Consider the following 25292-nt stretch of genomic DNA (forward strand, 5'->3'; position numbering starts at 1 on the left):
GGCTTCAGGGGGCGCTTCGCACCCCAGCGGGAGCAAGCTCCCTCGCCACAACAAGCCCTCTCACCACAATGTCGCTTCTAAAGCCTTACCACATCAGATCATCAGGGATCTGGTACGCCGCGTACGGATCATCTTCATCCGGCACCTGGCTTTCGGTCAGGATGTTCATCTGGACGATGCGCTCCGGCGCCCGCTCCTGGATCTTCAGCGCCGCCTCACGCGGGATCACCTCGTAACCGCCACCGTGATGCACGATCGCCAGGGAGCCGTTGCTCAGCTTGTTGCGCATCAGCGTGTTGACCGACAGGCGCTTGACCTTCTTGTCGTCCACGAAGTTGTAGTAGTCCTCGGTGGTCAGCTTGGGCAGGCGCGAGGTTTCGATCAGTTGCTTGACCTGCGCAACGCGGGCCTTGGCCTCGGCTTTTTCCTGATGCTGACGGTTCAGCTCCTGGTCGCGCTTGACCTTCTCGGCATGCGCTTCAATGGCCAGGCGCGCCTGGCTATCATCGGCCGTGACCTGGCCTTTATGCACCAGGCGCTGCTGTTTCTGTTTCTCTTTGCCGACCTGCTTGGCCTGCTTTTGGTTGACCAGGCCTGCTTTGAGCAACTGGTCGCGAAGGGAAATGCTCATGGTGCTTACTCACTTGGGCAACGGCTCAGCCGCAGCTGGACAGATTCTTTTCCTGGCGTTTGGCTTCGCCCCACAGGGCGTCCAACTCTTCGAGGGTGCAATCTTCTATGGGACGGTGGGTATCGCGCAATGCCTGTTCGATAAATCGGAAACGTCGTTCGAATTTGGCGTTGGCTAAACGCAAGGCCGCTTCAGGGTCAACCTGGAGATGACGGGCCAGGTTGACCGCTGCAAACAGCAGGTCACCCACCTCATCGGCGATGGCTACCGGGTCGTTATCGGCCATGGCTTCGAGCACTTCATCCAGCTCTTCGCGCACGTTGTCCACCACCGGCAACGCAGCCGGCCAGTCGAAGCCAACCTGCCCGGCGCGCTTTTGCAATTTGGCGGCGCGGGAAAGCGCCGGCAAGGCCGTGGGCACGTCATCCAGCAGGGATAGTTGCTGCGGCGCGTCGGACTTTTCCGCACGCTCCTCGGCCTTGATTTCCTCCCAGCGCTGCTTGACCTGTTCCTCACTCAACTGCGGGATATCCAGCGGCGCATACAGATCGCCGGTGGGGAACACGTGCGGGTGTCGGCGAATCAGCTTGCGGGTAATGCTGTCGATCACCCCGGCAAATTCGAAGCGCCCTTCTTCTCGCGCCAGCTGGCTGTAATACACCACCTGGAACAACAGATCGCCCAGTTCACCTTGCAGGTGATCAAAATCCCCGCGCTCGATGGCGTCGGCGACTTCGTAGGCTTCTTCCAGGGTGTGGGGGACGATGGTGGCGTAGGTTTGCTTGATGTCCCACGGGCAACCGTATTGCGGGTCGCGCAGGCGGTTCATCAGGTGCAGCAGGTCTTCAAGTGAATACATCAGTCTCTTTCCGCAGAAGTGGGAACGCTGAAGATCAAATGTGGGAGCGGGCTTGCTCGCGAAGGCGTCGTGCCAGTTACCTGATGGTTGACTGACACACCGCCTTCGCGAGCAAGCCCGCTCCGACATTTTAGTCCGCGCTCATCCAGCTACTCATGGTGTCCGGTTGCGCCGGGTCTCAATGATGTTCGGCAGCTGGGAAATACGCCCCAGCAACCGACCCAACGCGTCCAGCCCCGGAATTTCGATCGTCAGGGACATCAACGCAGTGTTGTCCTCTTTATTCGAGCGGGTGTTGACCGCCAGCACGTTGATCCGCTCATTGAGCAGCACCTGCGACACGTCGCGCAGCAGGCCGGAACGGTCGTAGGCGCGGATGACGATGTCCACCGGATAGGTCAACACCGGCACCGGGCCCCAACTGACCTGGATGATCCGCTCCGGCTCGCGCCCGCCCAGTTGCAACACCGAGGCACAATCCTGGCGGTGAATGCTCACCCCACGGCCTTGGGTGATGTAACCGACGATGGCGTCGCCCGGCAATGGCTGGCAACAGCCGGCCATTTGCGTCATCAGGTTGCCGACACCCTGGATCTGGATATCACCACGCTTGCCCGGTTTGTAGCCGGTGGCTTTACGCGGAATCAGCTCCAGCTGCTCGCTGCCACGCTCCGGCTCAACCAGTTGCTGGGCCAGATTAACCAACTGCGCCAGGCGCAGATCGCCGGCACCGAGGGCGGCGAACATGTCTTCGGCGATCTTCATGTTGGCCTTTTCGGCCAGCTTGTCGAAGTCCACCTGTGGCAGGCCCAGGCGCGCCAATTCGCGTTCAAGCAAGGTTTTGCCGGCGGCGACGTTCTGGTCACGCGCCTGCAATTTGAACCAGTGAACAATCTTCGCCCGCGCCCGGGACGTGGTGATGTAGCCCAGGTTCGGGTTCAGCCAGTCGCGGCTCGGCGTACCGTGCTTGCTGGTGATGATCTCGACCTGTTCACCGGTCTGCAGGCTGTAGTTGAGCGGCACGATGCGCCCGTTGATCTTCGCGCCACGGCAGTTGTGGCCGATCTCGGTGTGCACGCGGTAGGCAAAATCCAGCGGCGTGGAGCCCTTTGGCAAGTCGATCGCATGGCCATCAGGGGTGAAGATGTAGACCCGATCTGGCTCGATGTCCACCCGCAACTGGTCAGCCAAACCGCCGATATCACCCAGTTCTTCGTGCCATTCCAGCACCTGGCGCAACCAGGAGATTTTCTCTTCGTACTGGTTGGACCCGGCCTTGACATCGGTGCCCTTGTAGCGCCAGTGAGCGCATACACCCAGCTCCGCCTCTTCGTGCATGGCGTGCGTGCGGATCTGCACTTCCAGCACCTTGCCCTCAGGGCCGATCACTGCCGTGTGCAACGAGCGGTAACCGTTTTCCTTGGGGTTGGCGATGTAGTCGTCGAACTCCTTGGGGATATGCCGCCACAGCGTGTGGACGATACCCAGCGCGGTGTAGCAGTCGCGCATTTCCGGTACCAGCACGCGCACGGCGCGCACGTCGTAGATCTGGCTGAACGCCAGGCCCTTGCGCTGCATTTTGCGCCAGATGGAATAGATGTGTTTGGCCCGGCCACTGATGTCGGCTTCAACGCCGGTGGCCTGCAATTCCGTGCGCAGCTGGGTCATCACGTCGGCGATGAAACGCTCACGGTCAAGCCGCCGCTCGTGGAGCAACGTGGCAATCTGTTTGTATTGATCGGGCTCGAGGTAACGGAAGGACAAGTCCTCCAGCTCCCACTTGATATGGCCGATGCCCAGGCGGTGGGCCAACGGCGCGTAGATGTCGAACACCTCGCGAGCCACGCGATTGCGCTTTTCGTCGTCGGCGGTTTTCACCGCACGAATCGCGCAGGTGCGTTCGGCCAGCTTGATCAGCGCGACGCGTACGTCGTCGACCATCGCCACCAGCATCTTGCGCAGGTTCTCCACCTGGCCCTGGGTGCCCAACACCATCGACTGGCGCGGGCTCAGGCTGGCACTGATCGCCGCCATGCGCAGCACGCCGTCGATCAGCTTGGCCACCACGGTGCCGAAACGCTGGCTGACGGTGGGCAATTGAATATGCCCCTCGCGCACGCCGCGATACAGCACGGCTGCGATCAGCGAATCCTGATCGAGCTTGAGATCGGCGAGGATCTCGGCGATTTCCAACCCGGTGCGAAAGCTCGAAGTGCCTTCGGCCCACAGGTTCTTGGCCGCATTGTCTTGCTGCTCAGACTCACGAGCGAACTCGCAGGCTGCTTTCAAGGCTTCACGGTCCAGTGCCGGGTCGACACTGATGGCATGATCCAGCCATGCCTCGAGATTGATACTGCCGTCGGTGTTGATCGGCTGGTGTGCTCTCACCTGTACCATCTTGCTTACCTTCCCTACGACGCACCTTTTAGTGCGTCAAAATCATCGCTGACCTGCTTTACAAAAAAAGCTTATGCACGCTCCCTGGCAGGTCACAGGCCCAGGAGATGCAGGCCAGTCGGATTAAACGGGCATCCTAGCCCGCCTCAAATAACGCCATGGCCTCGACATGGGCCGTCTGGGGAAACATGTCGAGGATCCCGGCACGTTTTAGCCGGTAGCCTTGCTTGACCAATTCGACCGTGTCCCGCGCCAGCGTTGCCGGGTTGCAGGACACATACACCAGGCGATCAGCCCCCAGGGTGGCGAGCTTGCGCACAACCTCCAGGGCTCCATCGCGGGGTGGGTCCAAGAGTACCGCAGAAAAGCCCTCTTTGGCCCATTCCGCGTCGGTCAAAGGCTGGGACAAATCGGCCTGAAAAAACTGCACATTATGCAAATCATTGCTGACGGCATTCAGTGCCGCCCGCTCCACCATGGCTTGTACGCCTTCCACCGCCACCACTTCCCGCACTTGGCGAGCCAATGGCAAGGCGAAGTTGCCCAAGCCACAAAACAAATCCAGCACCCGCTCGTCGGGCTTTGGCGCCAGCCATTCCAGGGCCTGGGCAACCATCGCCTCGTTGACCCCGGCATTGACCTGCACGAAATCTCCCGGGCGATACGCCAACTGCAAATCCCACTGTTCCAGACGATAGCCCAAGGCCTGGTCGGGTTCGAACGGTTGCGGCTGGCCCTCGCCATGCAGCCACAGTTGCGCTTCATGGAAGGTGCAAAATTCCTGCAGGATCGTCAGGTCCGCCTCGGACAACGGCGACATATGTCGCAACAACACGGCAATCGACGACCCACTGAACAATTCCACATGCCCCAACGCCTGAGGCTTGCTCAAACGCCGCAGCATGTTTGGCAACCGCTGCATGATCGGTTGCAAAGCCTGTACCAGCACCGGGCAATCGTCGATGGCAACGATGTCCTGGCTGGCAACGGCACGAAAGCCGACCTCGAGTTTCTTCGCCTTGGCGTCCCAGCGCACGGCCACCCGCGCACGGCGGCGATAGCCGAATTCCGGCCCGCTCAGAGGCGCGGCCCACTCTTGAGGTTCGACACCCGCCACACGGGATAATTGCTCGGCGAGCATGCGCTGTTTCAGGGCGAGCTGTTCGTCATGGGGCAAGTGTTGCAGGCTGCAACCGCCACAGCGGCCGGCATGCACACACGGCGCCGGGCGGCGCAGTTCGCTGGCGGTGAACACCCGCTCGGTGCGCGCCTCGACCACTTTGCCGTGGGCGCCCAACACCCGCGCCTCAACCTCTTCACCGGCCAGGGCACCCACCACAAACCAGGTGCGGCCTTCAAAGAACACGATGCCACGGCCGTCGTTGGCCAGGCGCTCGATGGTCAGGCGCTGCTTCTTGCCTACAGGAATCTGTGGGGCCCGGCTGCCGCCCGTCGGTTGGAAGCGCAGGCCTCTCTCGTGCTTGGCCATCAGTTGGGCGCGTCGAAAATGCCGGTCGACAGGTAACGGTCGCCACGGTCACAGATGATCGCGACGATCACCGCGTTTTCCAACTCTTGGGACAAGCGCAACATTCCGGCCACGGCGCCACCAGACGACACGCCGCAGAAGATGCCTTCTTCACGGGCCAACCGGCGGGTGGTGTCTTCGGCTTCACGCTGGGCCATGTCGATGATGCGATCGACGCGGGCCGCGTTATAAATCTTCGGCAAGTATTCTTCGGGCCAACGACGGATCCCCGGGATCGACGCACCTTCCATCGGTTGCAGGCCGACGATCTGGATCTCGGGGTTCTGCTCCTTGAGGTAGCGCGAGTTGCCCATGATGGTGCCGGTGGTGCCCATCGAACTCACAAAGTGAGTAATGGTGCCCTGGGTCTGGCGCCAGATTTCCGGGCCGGTGGTGGTGTAATGCGCCTCGGGGTTGTCCCCGTTGGCGAACTGGTCCAGCACCAGGCCACGGCCTTCGGCAGCCATGCGCTCGGCGAGGTCGCGCGCGCCTTCCATGCCTTCTTCCTGGGTGACCAGGATCAATTCGGCGCCATAGGCGGTCATCGCCGCCTTGCGCTCGGCGCTGCCGTTGTCGGGCATGATCAGGACCATCTTGTAGCCCTTGATCGCCGCAGCCATGGCCAGGGCAATCCCGGTGTTACCGGAGGTGGCTTCGATCAGGGTGTCGCCGGGCTTGATCTGCCCACGCAACTCGGCGCGGGTAATCATCGACAGCGCCGGACGGTCCTTGACCGAGCCGGCAGGGTTGTTCCCTTCGAGCTTGAGCAACAAGGTATTGCTGGTGTTGCCCGGCAGGCGCTGCAAGCGGACCAACGGGGTGTTGCCGACGCAATCGGCGATGGTGGGGTACTGCAAGGTCATGGCGTATTCGCAATCCAGACTGCGGGGGCGACCATCATACCGGGAAAGACTGGCGGGCCATATCACGCAAAGTGTAGTGCTTATCGCTTAATGGAATAAGTCAGGCGGGACCGTGGTTTCTCTGGAACACTTCGTCGCCCATCGCGGCAATTTGTCCTTCGATCAATGCCTCGAAAGGTTTCAACAGCGGCTCAAATGACGTGGGCGCTTCAAGCACCTGCAATGCCTGCGCGATGGCCTCCACCGTCGACAATGCCCCAGGGCCCGGTGCTTTGCGCAAGCGATACCGGGACACGGCGCCCTCCACCAGCGTCACCCTTGGCAACGCCGCCAACAATGGATTGAGGTGCAACAACTTGCGAGCCTTGCGCCAGGTGCCGTCCGGCACTACCAGCAGCAACGGTTCGTCGGAAGGCATGTAAGCCTGCAACGGCTGGGCATCTTCGGCGGGGAATAACAGTCGCGCCTGATAGCCCGGCGGACTCAACAGAGTCTGCAAATCCTCAAACACCTCTCCCACTATTAATTGCGCATTCACCAATCCCAGCGCCGCCAACCGTGCGGTATTCAATGCGTGATTGACCTCGCTCGGATGCTGCAGCAGCAACACGCGGGTACGGCTATCGAGGCTTGGGATCAACGTGCACAGGCAATGAGTGGTGGGCCGCAGGCAGCGGGGGCATTGGGGTCTGGACATGGGTTTTCAGGCCTGGTTGAGCTGGGCTTTGAGTAAGTCGCGGAAGGTCTGGATCAACGGCTCGCGGCTGCGGCCCCGGCGCATGATCATCGAGAACGGCGCCTGGTAACCAAAGGTTGCCGGCAATAGCACCCGCAAGTCGCCCTTGTCGGCCCAGGCCTGGGCGTAGTGCTCCGGCAGGTAGCCGATGTAGGCGCCGGACAGCACCAGGATCAACTGCGCTTCCATACTTTCGACCGTGGCCGCACTGTGCTTGAAACCGTGGCGTGCGAGCTCGGCCTGGCTCCAGTAGCCACGGCCGACCATGCGTTGCTGGGTGATCACTTGTTCAGGGATGCGCCGCTCGTTGAACAGTGGATGGCGGGTGCTGCAATACAGCCAATGCTGTTCGCGGTAGAGCGGCATATAGATCAGCCCGCTCATGCGGTTGGAGAAGGCACCGATGGCCAGGTCCAGGCGATTGTCCTGTACACCCAACTGCAACTCGTAAGGGCTCATCACCGACAGGTGCAAATGCACCGCCGGGTGTTCCTGGCTGTAGGCGCCGATGACTTCGGCAAACGGCAAGGCCTTGTCGCTGACGGTGGAGTCGAGCACGCCGAGCTTCAACGTACCGCGCAATTCGCCTTTCAGCGCGGCGGCGTATTGCTCGAAACCTTCCAGTTCGCCCAACAGGCGCAGGGTTTCCTGATGGAACAACTCGCCCTTGCTGGTCAGGCTGAAACCACCCCGGCCGCGATGGCACAACACCAGGCCCAACGCGGCTTCCAGTTGGCTCATATAGGTGCTGATGGCCGAGGTCGACAGGTTGAGTTCGTGCTGGGCGTTGGCGAAACCCTGGTGCCGCACGACGCTGACGAAGATGCGCAGGAGTTTCAGATCGGGCAAGGCGTTGGCCATGGGCTCTCCGGTGAATCGTGACGCGGAGCGCCACAGGATGCATTCCCACGCAGAGCGCAGGAACGATCAGTCTACCTCAGCCATTAGTTTAGAAAAATCTGAACTAAGTATTTGCCCCTGCCGATTCTTCCCTTCCGATGCATTTCGCAGAATCGGCTTCTAATAAACAAAACGATGAGGCAATCCCGTGGACAAGATTTTCCACCAACCACTGGGCGGCAACGAAATGCCGCGCTTCGCCGGCATCGCCACCATGATGCGTCTTCCCCATTTGCAATCGGCCAAGGGCCTGGATGCCGCCTTCGTCGGCGTGCCCCTGGACATCGGTACCTCCCTGCGTGCCGGCACCCGTTTCGGGCCGCGGGAAATCCGCGCTGAATCGGTGATGATCCGCCCTTACAACATGGCCACCGGCGCCGCGCCGTTTGACTCGCTGTCGGTTGCCGACATCGGCGACGTGGCGATCAACACCTTCAACCTGCTGGACGCCGTGCGCATCATCGAAGAAGCCTACGACGAGATCCTCGAACACAACGTGGTTCCGATGACCCTGGGCGGTGACCACACCATCACCCTGCCGATCCTGCGGGCGATCCACAAGAAACACGGCAAGGTCGGGCTGGTGCACATCGATGCCCACGCCGACGTCAACGATCACATGTTCGGCGAAAAAATCGCCCACGGCACCACCTTCCGCCGCGCGGTGGAAGAAGGCTTGCTGGATTGCGACCGCGTGGTGCAAATCGGCCTGCGGGCCCAGGGCTACACCGCCGAAGACTTCAACTGGAGCCGTAAACAGGGGTTCCGTGTGGTTCAGGCCGAAGAATGCTGGCACCACTCGCTGGCGCCCTTGATGGCTGAAGTGCGCGAGAAAGTCGGCGGCGGCCCGGTGTACCTGAGCTTCGACATCGACGGCATCGACCCGGCCTGGGCGCCTGGCACCGGCACCCCGGAAATCGGTGGCTTGACCACGATCCAGGCGATTGAAATCATCCGCGGCTGCCAAGGCCTGGATCTGATTGGTTGCGACCTGGTAGAAGTTTCGCCGCCGTACGACACCACCGGCAACACCTCGCTGCTGGGCGCCAACCTGCTGTACGAAATGCTCTGCGTGTTGCCTGGCGTGGCGCACCGCTGATGAGCACGCAGGCTGAGGTATTAAAAGCCGCGGCCGACCTGGTGTCGGCTTTTGCCCGCAATGACCGCGCCGCCTACTTTGGCGCGTTCAGTGCCGACGCCAGCTTCGTGTTCTACACCCTCCCCCAGCCGCTGCTGAGTCGCGACGCCTACCAGGTGTTGTGGGACAGCTGGCGCCGGGACGAGGGATTCGAGGTGCTGTCCTGCACCTCAAGCAACGCTTTCGTCAGCCTGCAAGGTGACGTCGCAATATTTGTGCATGACGTGGCCACCGAGCTGCGCATGAACGGGGAGCAATTCTTTAGCCAGGAACGCGAGACCATTGTCTTCAAACGACAAGGTGATCGCACACAACAAAAAGAAGGCCTGTGGCTGGCCTGTCACGAACATTTGTCCGCTATGCCGGAAGGGCTGCCGCCCCCTTAGCCAATGTGATCGGAGCTGATCATGAATAATAAAAACAACGAAAATAGTATTCGCAACATAGAAACCAACGGCGTCGAACAGATCCCGGACCACGAACGTACCGCCGGGCCGAAGGATTTGTTTCGCCTGATTTTCGGCGGTGCCAACACCTTCGCCACCGCCGTGCTGGGGAGCTTTCCGGTGCTGTTTGGCTTGTCGTTCCAGGCCGGCGCCTGGGCGATTGTGCTGGGCGTGCTGGTGGGTGCGGTGATCCTCGCGCCCATGGGCCTGTTCGGGCCGCTCAATGGCACCAATAACGCCGTGTCTTCCGGTGCGCACTTTGGTGTGCACGGGCGGATTGTCGGCTCGTTCCTGTCGCTGCTGACGGCCATCGCATTCTTCTCACTGTCGGTGTGGAGTTCAGGCGATGCGCTGGTGGGTGGTGCGAAACGGCTGGTGGGCTTGCCAGAAACCGACCTGACCCTGGGCCTGGCCTACGGCGTGTTCGCCATTCTCGTACTGACGGTGTGCATCTACGGCTTTCGCTTCATGCTGTGGGTCAACCGCATTGCCGTGTGGGCGGCGAGCCTGCTGTTCCTGCTGGGCATCTTCGCCTTCGCACCCACCTTTGATAGCCACTTCGCCGGCACCGTTGCCCTCGGCCAGACCGGTTTCTGGGCGGCGTTTATCGGTGCGGCACTGGTGGCCATGAGCAACCCGATTTCCTTCGGGGCGTTCCTCGGTGACTGGTCGCGCTACATCCCGCGGGAAACCTCAAAGATGCGGATCATGCTGGCGGTGGTGTTCGCGCAGATCGCCACCTTGATCCCGTTCCTGTTCGGCCTGGCCACCGCGACCATCGTAGCGATCAAGGCACCGGACTACATCGCATCCAACAACTATGTCGGCGGCCTGCTGGCCGTGGCGCCGAGCTGGTTCTTCCTGCCGGTGTGCCTGATCGCGGTAATCGGCGGCATGTCCACCGGCACCACCTCGCTATATGGCACCGGGCTGGACATGTCCAGCGTGTTCCCACGGTTGCTGTCGCGGGTCAAGGCGACGCTGCTGATCGGGGTGATGTCGATTGCCTTCATCTTTATCGGACGTTTCGCCGCCAACCTGGTGCAGAGCGTGTCGACCTTCGCCGTGCTGATCATCACCTGCACCACACCGTGGATGGTGATGATGATCATCGGCCTGATCGTACGCCGGGGTTATTACTGCCCGGACGACCTGCAAGTGTTCACTCGCGGTGAAACCGGCGGGCGCTACTGGTTCAGCCACGGCTGGAACTGGCGCGGCCTGGGGGCCTGGATCCCGAGTGCGCTGGTGGGCCTGTGCTTCGTCAACCTGCCGGGGCAGTTTGTCGGGCCACTGGGCAACCTCGCCGACGGCATCGACATCAGTTTGCCGGTGACGCTTGGCCTGGCCTCGCTGGTGTACCTGACGCTGCTTCGCGTGTTCCCTGAACCGGCTTCCGTCTACGGGCCGACGGTGGCGAGGAAGCTTGCTCCCGTTCGACTGCGCAGCAGTCGCGAGGTCGCCTGATGAATTGCGTGGAGCAGATTGGGGCTGCTGCGCAGCCCAACGGGAGCAAGCTCCCTCGCCACACAGCCCGCTTTAGCCGCTCATAAAAAAGACAATCGGAGACTCGCCGCCATGGCATTAGATCTATTCGTCGTCCTCATCTACGCCGCCGGCATGCTGGTGCTCGGCTACTACGGCATGCGCCGCGCCAAGACCCATGAAGACTACCTGGTGGCGGGCCGCAACCTCGGCCCGACGCTGTACATGGGCACCATGGCCGCCACCGTGTTGGGCGGTGCGTCCACCGTCGGCACCGTGCGCCTGGGTTATGTACATGGTATTTCCGGTTTCTGGCTGTGCGCCGCGCTGGGTGCGGGGATCATTGCGTTGAACCTGTTCCTGGCCAAGCCACTGCTGAAGCTGAAAATCTTCACCGTGACCCAGGTCCTGGAAAAGCGCTACAACCCGATGGCCCGCCAGGCCAGTGCGGTGATCATGCTGGCCTACGCGCTGATGATCGGCGTGACCTCGATCCTGGCGATCGGCACCGTGCTGCAAGTGCTGTTCGGCCTGCCGTTCTGGATCTCGGTGCTGCTGGGCGGTGGCGTGGTGGTGGTGTATTCGACCATCGGCGGCATGTGGTCGCTGACCCTGACCGACATCGTGCAGTTCGTGATCAAGACCGTTGGCCTGATGTTTATCCTGCTGCCGATCTGCCTGTACCGCGTCGGCGGCTGGGATCAACTGGTGGCCAAGCTGCCCGCGTCGAATTTCAGCTTCACTGAAATCGGCTGGGACACCATCATCACCTACTTCATGATCTACTTCTTCGGCATCCTGATCGGCCAGGACATCTGGCAACGGGTGTTCACCGCCCGCGACGAAAAGGTCGCCAAGTACGCAGGCACGTTCGCTGGCTTCTACTGCATCCTCTACGGCCTGGCCTGTGCACTGATCGGCATGGCCGCCCACGTACTGATCCCGGACCTGGACAACGTCAACAATGCGTTTGCCGCCATCGTCAAAGTTTCGCTGCCGGACGGTATCCGTGGCCTGGTGATTGCCGCTGCACTGGCCGCGATGATGTCCACCGCCAGCGCCGGCTTGCTCGCCGCCTCCACCGTATTGACCGAAGACCTGCTGCCGCGTCTGCGGGGTGGCAAGCAGTCGAGCTTAAACATCAACCGCCTGTTTACCTTGCTGACGGGGATTGCCGTGCTGGGTATCGCGCTGGTGGTAACCGACGTGATCAGCGCGCTGACCCTGGCTTACAACCTGCTGGTGGGCGGTATGTTGATCCCGCTGATCGGGGCGATTTTCTGGAAGCGTGCAACGACCTCCGGGGCGATTACTTCCATGGCGCTGGGCTTTGTGACTGCGCTGGTGTTCATGATCAAGGATGGTCTGGATGCCAACACACCGATCTACTACAGCCTGGGCGTGGGCCTGGTGAGTTTTGTGGTGGTGAGCTTGCTGTCGCGTCGTCCGGAGGCTGTTGCGGCTCGGGCGATCTGAACGAATAGTTGAAAGAAGCTTTCTTCAGCGGGTGCGACGTCGGATGTCGCACCCGTTTTTTTTCATTCCCACATTGCCGAAACCGCAGGCGCTTTTGCCTGAATGAGCTCCTGGACCAATGAGGCCCATACTAACCCCTGTGTTGTGCCCCCGGCATAAGTTGCCCCGGCTACAATTCGGTTGTATGCAGACCAATAAACGATTGAAAGTCCATCTGCTGTGCCGGGCCTGGCACATTCGATAATTTGCAAGTCACCACTGTTGATCGCCCGTCGGTAAGACTTTGGAAAGTGCCGGGAAACAGCACCCAGACACGCCTCCAGTATCTGCTCCTTGTACTCCTGCGCCGAATCGGGCGGAACCTGCCCGCCAGAGACAAGAATGTAGCCCCCGTCCAAGCGGCAATTCATGACGCCGATTGGCAGATCGTACTGCAGCTTGAGTCCGCGCATGTCGGCACCTTCATTGCCAACAGCGCGCACCTTGAAAAACCAGCCAACGATCGCAACTACCTCTGCTTCCTCTACCCCCATGGCAGTGATGACGAAGTGTTCTCTGCTTAGCTCAGCAATTTGAGCCGGGCTCTGATGCTGCGGTAGGAACTGAACCCCTGAGCGCTGCAAAAGCGCCCCTAGCTCATTCATAAGATGGCTAAACTCCAGATCGTAGCCCGATACCTCAATAGCCCGACCGATCCCAGGGATTCCATAATTTGTCTGGAATTGCAGTTGACCGACCTCTTTGAGCTCACATCCCGGCTTACCACTCGGCCAAGGCCTGCTTTCGATATCGCATTGCTCGCGGATCGCGGCCTCTATGCCACTGGCGTCGTCCATATAAGCTCGCACAATCCGCGACCGCGCGAATTGGGCCAACGATGGGTTGTCGGCCAGGAGCTTTTCAAACAGCTCGATACCTGCGCGATTGCACTCAACGGCCAAATACTGATTTCCAGAAGTTAGATAATCGTTATATAGGGGCTTTGCCATCGTCTCCGTTGCTGACAGATGGCGCATGTTCACATTCTTATGACTGGCTCCATCTCGCTCCTGATTTCCTCCGTAAACTATGACTTGATAATTCGCCAGGCGGAGCATCACGGCTTGGAGCAGGCCGTTGATACCTCTGCCGATGATCGACACGCGCGGCGCACCGGCATATGCCTGCTGAGAGGGGATCACCAATGATTGTGCAAGTTTGCGCCTGACAAGACCGCGCAAGGCCGTCAAGCTCAGCTGAACCGAGACAGCATAGTCAAGATCGCAATTGCAGGCTTCGGTGGTTGCCGCCTGTGTAGTAAGCGTCGCCGGTTTGCGCCATGTGGAGACACTACAGCCGAGCGCTTGTGTGCGCATACGAAATGCATCCAATGTATTAAGTCCATAGTCCAATACAAGTTGGATGTCTTCAGCGGTTGCCAGTGTCTGCAAAGCATCACCGCTGAAGACATCCGGTTTTGCGACGCAGACCAGGCGAGCTTTTTTGTGCATACGCTGAATGAGAGCACGATCAATGCAATGAGTGGATTCATCATTCAGGGATATGCATATGGCGACAGCATAGGCATCCTCCAACGCCTCGAGCCAGTTAACGACAAATGACACTCTACTATTGGAGAATACAGTCCCAATATTGTCAGGCACTCGCACCTGTCGAACCAACACCTTAATCCGAACATCCGGATCTCGATCAAGTAACAATTTAACGAGTTCTTTGCCCACATTGCCGTATCCCAGTACACAGACATCATGGGGTATGGAGCCATCCGCCAGTGTCAGCCAGTGTGCAATATAGGCAGCAACATGCGGCGCGTTGACCCCTGGCATATTGACCACTCGAATATCGTTAGTTTCGCAAAGATCCAGTCGCACCTTATCCAAACTCGTACCTCTGCGGACCAAATAGAGGTCTCCAAAGGGGTGGGATATACGCCATTGTTCTATAACGTCTGCGTCGATAATTTGGTCTGCGACAATGATTGTCGTTGGGCGCAGAAGTGCGATTTGTATGAGCAGAGCCTGCTTGGTTAATGTCGGGGGGAAAAACACTACGTTGCTCGGGGCGTCAGCCTTCCAACATCTTGATGCCGGTGCGATATGTAAGATAATTTCGGTTGTGGCGATGAGTGACGCGGCGACTGGCGGAACGGAAGAGAGCATCATAGTTCTATCTCCAACAATTTGAACTTACTCATGTCCCGGGGAGAGAAATTCAATAAAACTGGGGCGTTACGGAAATGCGCTGAAGTTTTTCCCGAGAGAAGTTTTCTTGCCTGAATAACTTTCTACGACCTTTAAGTCGACTTCGAGCGCCCCCCCTTGAGGAAGTTTTAGAAACGTAAACGATACAAATCCCTCCCTAACGGAACTCAACCTACGCTTATCGTTAGAATTAAATAAGCCAGCCAGCTCCGACAAACTAGTAGTCCAATTCCGACACTTGAACACCGAAGCCTGATTAACGCGCACAAAGTCGGACGACTTCCGCAATACCGTGGAACTATTAAACGACATATTCCAAAGGCATTTCCTGAAATCAGGCGCCTCTATCCGGACAATCGTTTAGATCGCCTTGGGCTTTATCACCGCGTGGGTATTCATGATCAAGGATGGGTAGGACGTAAACACCAGCAGGCGCGGCGTCGGAAGTCGCACCTGTTTTTTCGCCTTTGAGAAACTCACCAAACCCCAGAAACGAAAACGTCCGGCCAAAGCCAGACGAAGAATAGAAGTACACAGTAGCAGGTCATGCTCAATCATGACTTCAATACATAGGCAGAACACCTGGCCGCGCCCAAACAAACATACTTGAGCGCTTTCCAGGACTTACCTGCGACGCGGGCGACGCTGCTCGTCATCGGTGCGAATTGGCACCGGTTGCAGCGGTGGCTCGATCAAGCCGAGTGCGACGCCGAGGTCGTGCAGCCAGTTTTGCAGTTTCTCTTTCATGGTGCCCCCTTGGGGTAATGCCGAGCGGCTGGAATTCTGTGGCCGCTTCCTACTGATAGTAGTCTTAAGTCCTACGCATTGCTTGAACGAAACCACAACGAACTATTACTGAATTGATCAAGATCCTGACGGATCGTTCAAGCAATTGCTCGGGTTTCGGTTTCCGGTAGCACCTTGCCCTCTTGTTGCAGGTCAATCCACGCATTGAGGTTAGCGCCGAGCATGCCCTTGCGCCACATCAACCAGGTGGTAGCGCTGGCAAAAGGCTCCGCCAACGGATGAATGGACACGCTGTCCTTGCCCGGCAGGCTGTCGAGCATCGATTCAGACATCAATGCAACCCCGGAACCGGCGGTCACACAGGCCAGCATGCCCTGGTAAGACTCGATCTCGATGGCCCGGCCCATGGCCACACGGTCGTGGGAAAACCAAGCTTCCAGGCGCGCCCGGTAGGAACAACTGCGTCGGAACGTGAACACCGAGCGGCCGGCAACATCCTTCGGCCCACGCACGGGCGGGTGATCCGCTTCGCAAATCAGCAGCAGGCGCTCTTCGCACAGCGGCACGCCATCCAGTGTGGCCAGGGTCAAAGGCCCATCCACCAGCGCGGCATCCAGGCGCCCGGTGATCAAGCCTTCCAGTAGTTCGCCACTGGGGGCCGACTGCACTTGCAGGTTCACCATCGGATACGCCTTGTGGTAGCGCGCCAGCAGTTTCGGCAAATGAATCGCCGCCGTGCTGTACATGCTGCCAAGCACAAAGTCGCCCGCCGGTTGCCCGCCTTGCACCGCGCCATGGGCTTCGTCATGCAGGGCCAGCAGGCGGGCGCTGTAGTCCAGCAGCACTTTGCCTGCGGGAGAAAGCTGCAAGCGTTGGCGCTCGCGCACGAACAGGTCGACGCCGAGCTGTTCTTCCATCTGTTTGAGCCGGGTCGACAGGTTGGACGGCACCCGGTGCAGACGTTCGGCGGCACGGGTGATGGAGCCCTCCTCGGCCACGGCCTGGAAAATACGCAATTGACTGAACTCCACCACCTTTCTCCAAAACTGAACAAGTTACTCACTATTATTCATTTTTAAAGAAAGTCAATCCGCTTTAGCCTGATGGTCACTCGCTACTCGCAGGAAAAACCGCCATGTCACCGCTGATCCGCTTACTCGCCAGCTTTATCGCCTTGATGATGGCCATGGGAATCGGCCGCTTCGCGCTTACCCCGCAAATGCCGCATTTGCTCAGTGAAGGGCAGATCGACCTGACCGGCGCTGGCCTGATCGCCGCGGCCAACTATCTGGGATATTTCGTCGGCGCGGTGGATTCGATCTTTGCCCGCAGCCATCACCATGTACGCGGACGTTTGTACGGTGGGCTTTGGCTGTGTGTGCTGCTGACCCTGGCGTCGTACTGGGCCCATGGGTTTTGGCCACACCTGCTGTTGCGCTTCGGTACCGGTGTGGCGAGCGCCTGGGCGTTGGTGATGATCACCAGCCTGAGCCAGCCGCTGGCAATTGCCGCCGGGCGCCCACGCCTGGGTGCACTGGTGTTTGCCGGGCCGGGGCTGGGGATTCTGTTGACCGGGTTGCTGGCGCTGGGCTCCAACCTGCTGGGGCAAAGCTCTGCAACCTTATGGCTGGTGTATGGCGTAGTGGCGCTGGTCATGCTGCTGGTAATCCTGCCGTTCCTGCCCAAGCCTTCCGCCGCCAGCGCGCCCGTTGCCAGCCACACCGACGTGGTCAGCAACGGCAGCATCACACACCTGTGCTGGATCTACGTGTTGTATGGCCTCGGCTACATCATCCCGGCGACGTTCCTTTCACAGATGGCCAGCGCGCAATTCAAAGGCGCCTGGCAGGCAGACCTGTTCTGGCCCTGCTTTGGCCTGGCTGCCGCGATTGGCGTGGTGGTCGCGAGCCTGCGCCGCAAGGACCCGGACACCACCCGCCGCTGGCTGATGACAACCCTTTGGCTGCAAGCGGCCGGGGTATTTGCCTGCCTGTTGGGCAACGGTTGGGGTCTGGCGCTGGGGGTGTTGCTGTGCGGTGGGCCATTCCTGGCGTGCATGCAACTGGTGATGGCGCGCTTGCGTGAGGTCGCACCCCACGGCTACCAGCGCAGCACCGGGTTGCTGACCGCCAGCTTTGCGATCGGCCAATTGAGCGGGCCGTTGCTGGCGTCGGTCAGCAGCCACCTCAGTGGTGGCCTGCAACCGGCGCTGGTGGTCGCCGGCGCCGGTTTGTTAGTGGCAGGATCGGTACTGCTCAGCCGGCAACCATCGGTGCAGGCGCACGAACCTGTTCACGCCGCGCCAACACCAGGAAAAACAGCCCACCCAGGAAGCAGCCGGTAAACCAGGCGAAGTTGGCCATGCCCTGCAGCGCCGGGGTGAAGGTGATCGCGACGCCCACCAGCGTCGCGGGCACCAGTGCCTTGACCGCCGTCCAGTTCACGCCGCCGTCAAAGTAGTAGCGCCCGCTGGGGCTGTCATCGAACAGCGCATCCACATCGATCTTCTGCTTTTTGATCAGATAGAAATCCACCAGCAGAATCCCGAACAACGGCCCGATAAACGCCGCGAGGATGTCGAGGGTGTAGTGGATCATCAGCGGGTTGTTGAACAGGTTCCACGGGGTGATGAAGATTGAGGCCACCGCTGCGATCATGCCGCCGGCGCGCCAGCTGATTTTGCTCGGTGCCACGTTGGCGAAATCAAACGCAGGCGAGACGAAGTTGGCGACGATATTGATACCGATGGTCGCGGTAACAAAGGCGAACGCTCCCAGCAGCACGGCCATATTGTTGTCGATGCGTGAAACGGTGGCGATCGGGTCGTGGAGCATTTCGCCAAACACCGGCAAGGTGCCCGAGACGATCACCACGGTGACCAGGGAGAACGCCAGGAAATTTACCGGCAAGCCCCAGAAATTTCCGCGACGTACGTCCTTCATCGTGCGGCAGTAACGACTGAAATCACCGAAGTTCAAGGTCGGCCCGGAAAAGTACGACACCACCAATGCGGTCGCCACGATGATTTGGCCGAAGGCCTGCCAACCTGACAGGGACTTTTCCGCCAGGGTAAAGCTGATATTGGCCCAACCGGCCTTCCAGACGATCCAGCCGGCCAGGGCAAACATCACCGCATAGACGATAGGTCCCGCCCAGTCGATAAAACGCCGGATGGATTCCATGCCGGTCCAGAATACCAGCGCCTGGAGCGTCCATAGGCTGAGGAAACCGAACCAGCCCAAGTAAGACAGGCCTGCGAAATGTGGCTCTGCGTATACCGCCATCTGTGGGAAAAACCGCAGCACCACAATGATCAATGCGCTGGACGCCAGGTACGTCTGAATCCCGTACCAGGCCACCGCGATCAAGCCGCGAATCACCGCAGGAATATTCGCCCCAAAAACACCAAATGCCAGCCGGCAGATCACCGGATACGGCACCGCCGCCTGCTGGCTCGGCTTGGCCACCAGGTTGGCGATCAATTGCACGATGCAAATCCCGCCGAGCAAGGCGATCAACACCTGCCAACTGGCCAGCCCGAGGGCAAACAGGCTGGCAGCGAATACGTATCCGCCGACGCTGTGCACGTCGCTCATCCAGAAGGCGAAGATGTTGTACCAGTTCCATTTTTGCGGCAGCGGCCCCAGGTCCTGGTTGTACAGGCGCGGGCTGTAGCCTTTGGGCAATTGTTCGGTCATCGCAGGGCTCCTCGTAAATACCGGCCTGCCACCCGCGACGGGAGTGCGTACGGGAGGCGGCATGGTTTGTATACGAATTGATGAGCAGAATGCGTGCCAATGGAATAAAACTCGGCACAATCCCTCTGGGACGTGGGTCTTCAGGAGGCTATGCGAGGGCACAGAGATGATTAATCGGTGCAGGTTCGCTCAGGGATGGTGCAGATCAATCCTGTACACAATCAATTGTGCACCCTGCGTGCACATTGATAACCCATAGTGCAGCAAACCGCACTAAGGAAGGTGCCCCAGGCGATATCCATGACAGCCAACCCGGCGGACCAACCCTGCAAGGTCGCCCAATTGCTCAGGTCATAGGTGCCGTAAGCCACCAGCCCCAGCAATGCGCCAAGCCGCGCGGCACGTTGCCAGCCGCCGCTCGTTAACGCGGGAAGCACGACAAACACCACACAACCGAATACATAGAGGAGATAGAACGCCACGGCCGGGAACAGGCGCGGCTGATCGAGCATCAGCGAGCCGAGCAGCGCTTTGTAGGTCGGCCCCATAAGGACGCCGAGCCAAAGGCCGTCGAGAATCAGAAAGGCGAGCAAGGTGCCGAGGTAGGCGAAGAGCGTTTTCCTGGACATCGTCGTGACCCCTTGTAGGAGCGAGCTCGCTCCTACAAAGAGCAAACCGCGATCAGCTTAGTTCAATACGATCCGCGTGGATCACGATGTGACCCTGCTTATAGAGGGCGCCGATGGCCTTCTTGAAGTTGCCTTTGCTGACACCAAACAAACTGCTGATCAGCGCCGGGTCGCTTTTATCGCTGACCGGCAAGGTGCCGTTGTTGTCACGCAACTTGGCGAGGATCTTCGAGTTCAGGCTGGAGGCCGCTTCTTCACCGACCGGCTGCAGGCTCAGGCTGATATTGCCGTCGGCACGGATTTCCTTGATGAAGCCTTTCTCTTCCTTGCCCGGGCGCAGGAACTTGAACACTTCATTCTTGTGGATCAGGCCCCAGTGCTTGTTGTTGATAATGGCCTTGAAGCCCATGTCGGTGGCTTCGGCCACCAGCAAGTCAACTTCCTGGCCTACCTTGTAGGTGGCCGGGGTCTTGTCCAGGTAACGGTCAAGGCGCGCGGTGGCGGTGATGCGCTTGGTGTGTTTGTCGAGGTAGACATGCACCACGCAATATTCACCGGCAGTCAACTGGCGCTTTTCTTCGGAGTAAGGCAGCAGCAAATCCTTGGGCAGGCCCCAATCCAGGAACACACCAATGCTGTTGACTTCAACCACTTTCAGACTGGCAAATTCACCCACCTGTACTTTTGGTTTTTCGGTGGTCGCGATAAGTTTGTCATCGCTGTCCAGATAAATAAAAACGTTGAGCCAGTCTTCATCTTCACTGGGAATATCTTTGGGGATATAACGATTGGGCAAGAGGATTTCGCCCTCTTGATCACCATCCAGGTACAAACCAAAGTTAGTGTGTTTAACCACTTGCAAGCTGTTGTAGCGCCCGACTAAAGCCATCTCAAATACCCTCATTGCGTGGGCGGCATTCTACCCGAGTTGACGGCGGCGGTCCCGTGTACCGGCGCACAGGCCTGAAAAATCGTGGGTTTGCCGAGCTCCGCCCCGCTCGTCAGATCATTAGCCTGATTTCTGCCAGTACCCAACGCATATTTCCCCATGGGTTTCGAGTTAAAACAGCGAGTTAGGTGAGTATTTCACTCATTAATTGCAGGCAATTCATAAACCCTCCGTATATTTCAGGGGGATATTTGCCGAGCAATTGTCAAGCATTTCATGTACGATGCATGGCCAAGTTAATTTTCTACAGGTTAGTGGCCGCCATGCGCGTAAAAGCATCCAACAGCAAAGCAAAGCCAGCTCCCGCCGTTGAAACCAGCGAATCGATCAACAACCAAATTGCTGCATTCCTCAAGCAGGGCGGCGAAATCCAGCAGATTGCCAAAGGCGTAAGCGGCCAGACTTTCGGCCCGTCCAAGCAGATCACCCTGGGTAAAAAGTAATATTTGCGCAGTACACCTGGTCCCTAAGCGCTTTGCCTTTCAAGGCGCTAGGACTAGAGCCCGCAACACACTCTTGATCCACCCCCTTTTTACACCAATCGACGAACGGGCTTCATCTGCGAACCATCGCCGGTATGCTTGCACACGTCTAGATCGGGCATTTGCCTGATATTCCCCGTTACTGCTCCTCGCTTTTCATGGAGTGAAGCATGCTCAAACCCTGCATTTTCCTGGTCGGTGCCCTGTTGGCCAGCCCCCTTGCCGAAGCGCAGGTTTTCCAGCGTGAGTTGGGCGACTTCGACCTGAAATTGGGCACCACCCCCGGCCGCAGTATGGCCCAGGGCCTGGTCAAACCCACCGCACCTGGCAGCGACTCGTTCCACGGTGGCCTGGACTTGAGTCACGACAGCGGCCTATACCTCGGCCAATTCTCACCGAGCATGGGGATGTCTCCCAGCAGCAACCTGGAAGTCGACTCTTATATGGGCTTCAAGCATCCCTTCGACCAGACCCTGGGTTATGAACTGGGGATGATTCACTACAGCTATCCCAAGCTGAGTCCCCTCGACAGCCAGGAGTTCTACGGCGGCCTGACCTTGCTGGGCAATCGCTTCGGCGCCTCCTTCAGCAACGACCCGGACCGACAAGACAGCACATTGTTTGCCGACCTCGGCGGTACCAAGCCTTTTGGTATCGGCGTCAGCATGAAATACACCACCCACCAGTTGGGCACGCCGGTGTCGGTAGCCGATGGCAACTCCATCCGCAGCTTCAGCGATTGGTCGGTGCAATTCTCCAGGCCGTGGATGGGCGTCGACCTGAACCTGATCTACAGCGACTCCAGCCTCAGCGGCGGCGATTGCTCGGCCTACTCCGGACACAACTCGCAATGCGACGGCCTGTTGACCCTGAAGGCCGAGCGGGCGTTTTATTGATGAGCTGAACTGTCGCCGCACTGACGGGTTCAGATGCAATACTCTCGTCTGCGCAAGGACTCGCTCATGCTGCGTCGGTTAAAACTTCTGGTGATACTGCTGACCCTCAGCCTGGTGCTTGCCGGCTGCAATCGGGTGGGCCTGGCCTATCGCAATCTGGATGTGATCATCCCCTGGACCCTCAGCGACTACCTGGACATGAACGCCGGGCAAAAGAGCTGGTTCAACGACAAACTCAAGGAACACCTGGCGTGGCATTGCACCACCCAATTGCCAGGCTACCTGGACTGGCTCGACCGCCTGCAACAGATGGTCGACAACAACCAGGTGACCGACGCCGCCCTGCAAACCCGTACCGCCGAGGCCAACCAAGCCATTGCCGAGAGCGCCCGCGCAATCACGCCATCCGCCATCGAATTATTGCAGGGACTCGACGACCAGCAAGTGCAGGACATGGAACAAGCGTTCACCAAAGACCTGCGCAAACGTCAGGACGAATACCTGAAACCGCCCCTCGAACAGCAGATCAAAGAGCGCGCCGAGCGCATGAACAAACGGCTGGATGCATGGCTGGGGCCGTTAAGCGCCAGCCAGCAGAATCGCGTCACCGCCTGGTCGATCGCCTTGGGCGAGCAAAACCAACAATGGATTGGTAACCGCGCCCACTGGCAGACGCTGTTTATCGCGGCGGTCAAGGACCGACACAGCCGCGACTTCCCACAAAAGATCGAGCAACTGCTGGTGGACCGCGAAAGCCTCTGGACGCCGGAATACCGCCAGGCCTACGCCCAGACCGAAACCGCCGCCCGTGGCCTGATCGTCGACCTGATGGCTGAAAGCACCGTGCAACAGCGCCAGAAGCTGACGCAGAAGATCGACAAGGTGCGCAGCGACTTCAAGGCCCTTAAATGCCTGAAGGCTGGCACCCCGTAGTCATCAGGCAATCTGAGCTTTCGAAGCCACTTCATCGAACGTCGCCGGGTCCAGCGCATCCGCCTGCTCGTCCAGCACCTCACGCGGGTGATTATTGCCTGGGATACAGCTGTCGATCAGACTCAGCAACTGCGAGCCACGCAGGGTCAATACAAAATTCTCACCATTACCGCCCTCATCCTCAGGGCGCGGCTCGATAAAGCCACGGTCCAGCAGGAGCTTTTCGTACTCGGTGGCGGTCACTTTCAGCTCGTCCAAGTTACCCACGTCTTCGCCATTCGCTGCCTTGGCGGCCGCTTCCTGCTCCGCATAGGGGCGCGGTGTAAAGCTGTGCCCGGCGCTGTTCTGCACTTCATGCAGCAGGCGTTCGAGCAAATCCCAATTGTAAGTCGTCATCCTGATTCCTCCTGAAGCCACACGAATATAGGCCCTTCAAAGGTGTGACATGCCGGACCCGTTGCCGTTCAGCCTAGCGGACAGGCGCAATTTCGCTGAACTTTTAAGCGGCTGCGGCCCTCAACCGAATATCACCGCCATGGAGGTCCGAATAATGAAAACCCTGCTGAATATGGCCGTCGCGGCCACGCTGCTCGCTGCCCTGCCCGCCTGGGCCTGCACACTGGAAGAAGCCACCGCCAAACGTGAGCAACTGGCCAAGGAGGTGACGAAGCTCACCCAACAGAACCCAGAGAAGGCCAAGGAGATCAACGAGGAGCTGCAGAACATGAAGCTGGAGACCGCCAGCGCAGACCTGCCTGACAAGTGCCAACTGATCGACCAGCGCCTCAAGGAAATGGACGAGGCCGCCGCCAAAACCAAAAACTGAGGCGAAAAAAAACCGGACATTGTCCGGTTTTTTTGTGGCTCAAGCCTTACTCGGCAGCAGGTGCTTCCGGCTTGCGGCGCTTCAGAGGAGCCATGCCGTCCTTGCTGACCAACGACAGGTTGTCGGTCTTTGGACGGTTGGCAATCTTGCGCTTGGTCGGCGACTTGGCGCCGGCTTTCTTCTTCTCGCCCTTGGCGTCGACCTTTTTCTTCTTCACGCCAACGGCCTTGCCCGACGCCTTGACCTTTTTCGGCCCGCCGTAGGTGCCTTTGACTTCCTTGATGGTGCGGCGCTCGAACGACTGCTTCAAGTAGCGCTCGATGCTCGACATCAGGTTCCAGTCGCCGTGGCAGATCAGCGAGATCGCCAGGCCATCGTTGCCGGCACGCCCGGTACGACCGATACGGTGCACGTATTCGTCGCCGCTGCGGGGCATGTCAAAGTTGATCACCATGTCCAGGCCATCCACGTCCAGGCCGCGGGCGGCAACGTCGGTGGCGACCAGGATCTTCACGCCGCCTTGCTTGAGGCGGTCGATGGCCAGCTTGCGGTCCTTCTGGTCTTTCTCACCGTGCAGGACGAACGCCTTGTACTCCTGCGCCACCAGGCGACCGTAGATGCGGTCAGCCATGGCGCGGGTGTTGGTGAACACGATGGCCTTCTGATAGGTCTCGTTGGCCAGCAACCAGTTGAGGATCTGCTCTTTATGCACGTTGTGGTCAGCGGTGATGATCTGCTGACGCGTGGTCGAGTTCAGGTCGCTGACGTTGTTGACCTGCAGGTGCTCAGGGTTGTTCAGGACCTTGGCGACCATGTCGCGCAGGGTCGAACCACCGGTGGTGGCCGAGAACAGCATGGTCTGCTGACGGTTTACGCACTCTTGCACCAGGCGCTGCACGTCGTCGGCAAAGCCCATGTCGAGCATGCGGTCGGCTTCGTCGAGCACCAGTACTTCAACTTCCTTGAGGTCCAGGTTGCCAGCGTTCAGTTGCTCGATCATCCGGCCCGGGGTGCCGATCAGGATGTCCGGCACCTTGCGCAGCATGGCGGCCTGGACCTTGAAGTCTTCACCGCCGGTGATCAGGCCGGACTTGATGAAGGTGAACTGCGAAAAGCGCTCCACTTCCTTCAGGGTTTGCTGGGCCAGTTCGCGGGTTGGCAGCAGGATCAGGGTCTTGATACTGACACGGACTTTGGCCGGGCCGATCAGACGGTTAAGGATCGGCAGGACGAAAGCGGCGGTTTTGCCACTCCCGGTTTGAGCCGTCACCCGCAGGTCACGCCCTTCGAGCGCGAGCGGGATGGCCGCTGCTTGCACAGGCGTTGGCTCGACAAATTTAAGCTCGGCCACGGCTTTGAGCAGGCGTTCGTGCAGGGCGAATTGGGAAAACACGGGTGCTACCTCGAAGAAATACAAAAAAACAGCTGCATAGGGTAACGGTTTCGGGCGCCGAGGCCGAGTTTCTTTACGC

Annotated in this window: 24 protein-coding genes; 9 read left to right on the forward strand and 15 right to left on the reverse strand. The window is 59.3% G+C overall.

The window, feature by feature from the left end; translation table 11 throughout:
* Positions 1 to 85 precede the first annotated feature (85 nt).
* The 7 genes from CEC48_RS05170 to CEC48_RS05200 all read right to left on the reverse strand — a co-directional run bounded on the left by CEC48_RS05170 (position 86) and on the right by CEC48_RS05200 (position 7875).
* Positions 86 to 631 (reverse strand): DUF2058 domain-containing protein, encoded by a 546-nt coding sequence (locus CEC48_RS05170; RefSeq protein WP_088422770.1) that lies wholly within the window; start codon positions 629 to 631, stop codon positions 86 to 88.
* 25 nt (positions 632 to 656) lie between these two features.
* The gene (gene mazG, locus CEC48_RS05175) at positions 657 to 1490 is read right to left on the reverse strand and encodes a nucleoside triphosphate pyrophosphohydrolase (protein WP_088422771.1); all 834 of its coding nucleotides are present in this window, start codon (positions 1488 to 1490) and stop codon (positions 657 to 659) included.
* 153 nt (positions 1491 to 1643) lie between these two features.
* Complete coding sequence (relA, locus tag CEC48_RS05180) at positions 1644 to 3887, reverse strand: GTP diphosphokinase (protein WP_088422772.1); 2244 nt, start codon at positions 3885 to 3887, stop codon at positions 1644 to 1646.
* A gap of 136 nt (positions 3888 to 4023) precedes the next feature.
* Positions 4024 to 5376, reverse strand: coding sequence for a 23S rRNA (uracil(1939)-C(5))-methyltransferase RlmD (gene rlmD, locus CEC48_RS05185; RefSeq protein WP_088422773.1), 1353 nt, complete (start codon positions 5374 to 5376; stop codon positions 4024 to 4026).
* Positions 5376 to 6278 carry a cysteine synthase CysM gene (gene cysM, locus CEC48_RS05190; RefSeq protein ID WP_088422774.1) on the reverse strand — a complete coding sequence of 301 codons (903 nt, stop codon included), beginning with the start codon at positions 6276 to 6278 and terminating at the stop codon, positions 5376 to 5378. The genes rlmD and cysM overlap by 1 nt, the downstream gene beginning before the upstream one ends.
* Before the next feature lie 100 nt (positions 6279 to 6378).
* Positions 6379 to 6975, reverse strand: a complete 597-nt coding sequence (locus CEC48_RS05195) for a tRNA-uridine aminocarboxypropyltransferase (RefSeq protein ID WP_088422775.1) — start codon at positions 6973 to 6975, stop codon at positions 6379 to 6381.
* Positions 6976 to 6981: 6 nt separating this feature from the next.
* On the reverse strand, positions 6982 to 7875 hold the full coding sequence (locus tag CEC48_RS05200; protein WP_003210734.1) for a LysR family transcriptional regulator: 894 nt from the start codon (positions 7873 to 7875) through the stop codon (positions 6982 to 6984).
* A 187-nt stretch (positions 7876 to 8062) separates the two neighbouring features.
* On the opposite strand from CEC48_RS05200, the gene speB reads away from it, so the two are divergent.
* The 4 genes from speB (at position 8063) to CEC48_RS05220 (ending at position 12459) form a co-directional block, all read left to right on the forward strand.
* Positions 8063 to 9013, forward strand: a complete 951-nt coding sequence (speB, locus tag CEC48_RS05205) for an agmatinase (RefSeq protein WP_083357426.1) — start codon at positions 8063 to 8065, stop codon at positions 9011 to 9013.
* Positions 9013 to 9438, forward strand: coding sequence for a nuclear transport factor 2 family protein (locus tag CEC48_RS05210; RefSeq protein ID WP_088422776.1), 426 nt, complete (start codon positions 9013 to 9015; stop codon positions 9436 to 9438). The genes speB and CEC48_RS05210 overlap by 1 nt, the downstream gene beginning before the upstream one ends.
* A 21-nt stretch (positions 9439 to 9459) precedes the next feature.
* Positions 9460 to 10965: a cytosine permease gene (locus CEC48_RS05215; protein WP_088422777.1), complete on the forward strand. Its 1506-nt coding sequence runs from the start codon at positions 9460 to 9462 to the stop codon at positions 10963 to 10965.
* 111 nt (positions 10966 to 11076) lie between these two features.
* A complete protein-coding gene (locus tag CEC48_RS05220) occupies positions 11077 to 12459 on the forward strand; it encodes a sodium:solute symporter (protein WP_088422778.1) in 1383 nt (460 codons plus the stop codon).
* Positions 12460 to 12521: 62 nt separating this feature from the next.
* Here CEC48_RS05220 and CEC48_RS05225 read toward each other — a convergent pair whose 3' ends face one another.
* From CEC48_RS05225 to CEC48_RS05235, 3 genes are all read right to left on the reverse strand, one after another.
* Complete coding sequence (locus CEC48_RS05225) at positions 12522 to 14621, reverse strand: FAD-dependent oxidoreductase (protein ID WP_088422779.1); 2100 nt, start codon at positions 14619 to 14621, stop codon at positions 12522 to 12524.
* A 663-nt stretch (positions 14622 to 15284) separates the two neighbouring features.
* Positions 15285 to 15407: a PA1414 family protein gene (locus CEC48_RS31770; RefSeq protein ID WP_003210728.1), complete on the reverse strand. Its 123-nt coding sequence runs from the start codon at positions 15405 to 15407 to the stop codon at positions 15285 to 15287.
* Between the two features lie 137 nt (positions 15408 to 15544).
* Positions 15545 to 16438 (reverse strand): LysR family transcriptional regulator, encoded by an 894-nt coding sequence (locus CEC48_RS05235; protein WP_088422781.1) that lies wholly within the window; start codon positions 16436 to 16438, stop codon positions 15545 to 15547.
* 104 nt (positions 16439 to 16542) lie between these two features.
* Here CEC48_RS05235 and CEC48_RS05240 point away from each other — a divergent pair, with 104 nt between their 5' ends.
* On the forward strand, positions 16543 to 17751 hold the full coding sequence (locus CEC48_RS05240) for an MFS transporter (protein ID WP_088422782.1): 1209 nt from the start codon (positions 16543 to 16545) through the stop codon (positions 17749 to 17751).
* On the opposite strand, the gene CEC48_RS05245 is transcribed toward CEC48_RS05240, so the two are convergent.
* The 3 genes from CEC48_RS05245 to CEC48_RS05255 all read right to left on the reverse strand — a co-directional run bounded on the left by CEC48_RS05245 (position 17663) and on the right by CEC48_RS05255 (position 20623).
* Positions 17663 to 19105: an NCS1 family nucleobase:cation symporter-1 gene (locus tag CEC48_RS05245; protein ID WP_088422783.1), complete on the reverse strand. Its 1443-nt coding sequence runs from the start codon at positions 19103 to 19105 to the stop codon at positions 17663 to 17665. The genes CEC48_RS05240 and CEC48_RS05245 overlap by 89 nt on opposite strands.
* A 221-nt stretch (positions 19106 to 19326) precedes the next feature.
* Positions 19327 to 19734, reverse strand: coding sequence for a DUF2177 family protein (locus tag CEC48_RS05250; RefSeq protein WP_088422784.1), 408 nt, complete (start codon positions 19732 to 19734; stop codon positions 19327 to 19329).
* A gap of 52 nt (positions 19735 to 19786) precedes the next feature.
* Complete coding sequence (locus CEC48_RS05255; RefSeq protein ID WP_076014775.1) at positions 19787 to 20623, reverse strand: S1 RNA-binding domain-containing protein; 837 nt, start codon at positions 20621 to 20623, stop codon at positions 19787 to 19789.
* A 323-nt stretch (positions 20624 to 20946) separates the two neighbouring features.
* On the opposite strand from CEC48_RS05255, the gene CEC48_RS05260 reads away from it, so the two are divergent.
* The 3 genes from CEC48_RS05260 to CEC48_RS05270 all read left to right on the forward strand — a co-directional run bounded on the left by CEC48_RS05260 (position 20947) and on the right by CEC48_RS05270 (position 22994).
* A complete protein-coding gene (locus tag CEC48_RS05260; RefSeq protein WP_088422903.1) occupies positions 20947 to 21126 on the forward strand; it encodes a hypothetical protein in 180 nt (59 codons plus the stop codon).
* A gap of 209 nt (positions 21127 to 21335) precedes the next feature.
* A complete protein-coding gene (locus CEC48_RS05265) occupies positions 21336 to 22061 on the forward strand; it encodes a TorF family putative porin (protein ID WP_088422785.1) in 726 nt (241 codons plus the stop codon).
* Positions 22062 to 22127: 66 nt separating this feature from the next.
* Positions 22128 to 22994: a DUF6279 family lipoprotein gene (locus tag CEC48_RS05270; protein ID WP_088422786.1), complete on the forward strand. Its 867-nt coding sequence runs from the start codon at positions 22128 to 22130 to the stop codon at positions 22992 to 22994.
* 3 nt (positions 22995 to 22997) lie between these two features.
* Here CEC48_RS05270 and CEC48_RS05275 read toward each other — a convergent pair whose 3' ends face one another.
* Complete coding sequence (locus tag CEC48_RS05275; RefSeq protein ID WP_088422787.1) at positions 22998 to 23390, reverse strand: transcriptional regulator; 393 nt, start codon at positions 23388 to 23390, stop codon at positions 22998 to 23000.
* Between the two features lie 154 nt (positions 23391 to 23544).
* Here CEC48_RS05275 and CEC48_RS05280 point away from each other — a divergent pair, with 154 nt between their 5' ends.
* The gene (locus tag CEC48_RS05280) at positions 23545 to 23820 is read left to right on the forward strand and encodes a hypothetical protein (protein ID WP_088422788.1); all 276 of its coding nucleotides are present in this window, start codon (positions 23545 to 23547) and stop codon (positions 23818 to 23820) included.
* Positions 23821 to 23866: 46 nt separating this feature from the next.
* Here CEC48_RS05280 and CEC48_RS05285 read toward each other — a convergent pair whose 3' ends face one another.
* Positions 23867 to 25213 (reverse strand): DEAD/DEAH box helicase, encoded by a 1347-nt coding sequence (locus CEC48_RS05285; protein ID WP_088422789.1) that lies wholly within the window; start codon positions 25211 to 25213, stop codon positions 23867 to 23869.
* Between the last annotated feature and the right edge of the window lie 79 nt (positions 25214 to 25292).

The sequence above is a fragment of the Pseudomonas sp. K2I15 genome (genome assembly GCF_002204795.1).
GTDB lineage: Bacteria > Pseudomonadota > Gammaproteobacteria > Pseudomonadales > Pseudomonadaceae > Aquipseudomonas.

Bases quoted from the DNA above. Each gene is read 5' to 3' on its own strand.
- CEC48_RS05170 (WP_088422770.1), bottom strand. From the start codon at position 631: ATGAGCATTTCCCTTCGCGACCAGTTGCTCAAAGCAGGCCTGGTCAAC.
- mazG (WP_088422771.1), bottom strand. From the start codon at position 1,490: ATGTATTCACTTGAAGACCTGCTGCACCTGATGAACCGCCTGCGCGAC.
- relA (WP_088422772.1), bottom strand. From the start codon at position 3,887: ATGGTACAGGTGAGAGCACACCAGCCGATCAACACCGACGGCAGTATC.
- rlmD (WP_088422773.1), bottom strand. From the start codon at position 5,376: ATGGCCAAGCACGAGAGAGGCCTGCGCTTCCAACCGACGGGCGGCAGC.
- cysM (WP_088422774.1), bottom strand. From the start codon at position 6,278: ATGACCTTGCAGTACCCCACCATCGCCGATTGCGTCGGCAACACCCCG.
- CEC48_RS05195 (WP_088422775.1), bottom strand. From the start codon at position 6,975: ATGTCCAGACCCCAATGCCCCCGCTGCCTGCGGCCCACCACTCATTGC.
- CEC48_RS05200 (WP_003210734.1), bottom strand. From the start codon at position 7,875: ATGGCCAACGCCTTGCCCGATCTGAAACTCCTGCGCATCTTCGTCAGC.
- CEC48_RS05210 (WP_088422776.1), top strand. From the start codon at position 9,013: ATGAGCACGCAGGCTGAGGTATTAAAAGCCGCGGCCGACCTGGTGTCG.
- CEC48_RS05215 (WP_088422777.1), top strand. From the start codon at position 9,460: ATGAATAATAAAAACAACGAAAATAGTATTCGCAACATAGAAACCAAC.
- CEC48_RS05220 (WP_088422778.1), top strand. From the start codon at position 11,077: ATGGCATTAGATCTATTCGTCGTCCTCATCTACGCCGCCGGCATGCTG.
- CEC48_RS05225 (WP_088422779.1), bottom strand. From the start codon at position 14,621: ATGATGCTCTCTTCCGTTCCGCCAGTCGCCGCGTCACTCATCGCCACA.
- CEC48_RS31770 (WP_003210728.1), bottom strand. From the start codon at position 15,407: ATGAAAGAGAAACTGCAAAACTGGCTGCACGACCTCGGCGTCGCACTC.
- CEC48_RS05240 (WP_088422782.1), top strand. From the start codon at position 16,543: ATGTCACCGCTGATCCGCTTACTCGCCAGCTTTATCGCCTTGATGATG.
- CEC48_RS05245 (WP_088422783.1), bottom strand. From the start codon at position 19,105: ATGACCGAACAATTGCCCAAAGGCTACAGCCCGCGCCTGTACAACCAG.
- CEC48_RS05250 (WP_088422784.1), bottom strand. From the start codon at position 19,734: ATGTCCAGGAAAACGCTCTTCGCCTACCTCGGCACCTTGCTCGCCTTT.
- CEC48_RS05255 (WP_076014775.1), bottom strand. From the start codon at position 20,623: ATGGCTTTAGTCGGGCGCTACAACAGCTTGCAAGTGGTTAAACACACT.
- CEC48_RS05260 (WP_088422903.1), top strand. From the start codon at position 20,947: ATGCGCGTAAAAGCATCCAACAGCAAAGCAAAGCCAGCTCCCGCCGTT.
- CEC48_RS05265 (WP_088422785.1), top strand. From the start codon at position 21,336: ATGCTCAAACCCTGCATTTTCCTGGTCGGTGCCCTGTTGGCCAGCCCC.
- CEC48_RS05270 (WP_088422786.1), top strand. From the start codon at position 22,128: ATGCTGCGTCGGTTAAAACTTCTGGTGATACTGCTGACCCTCAGCCTG.
- CEC48_RS05275 (WP_088422787.1), bottom strand. From the start codon at position 23,390: ATGACGACTTACAATTGGGATTTGCTCGAACGCCTGCTGCATGAAGTG.
- CEC48_RS05280 (WP_088422788.1), top strand. From the start codon at position 23,545: ATGAAAACCCTGCTGAATATGGCCGTCGCGGCCACGCTGCTCGCTGCC.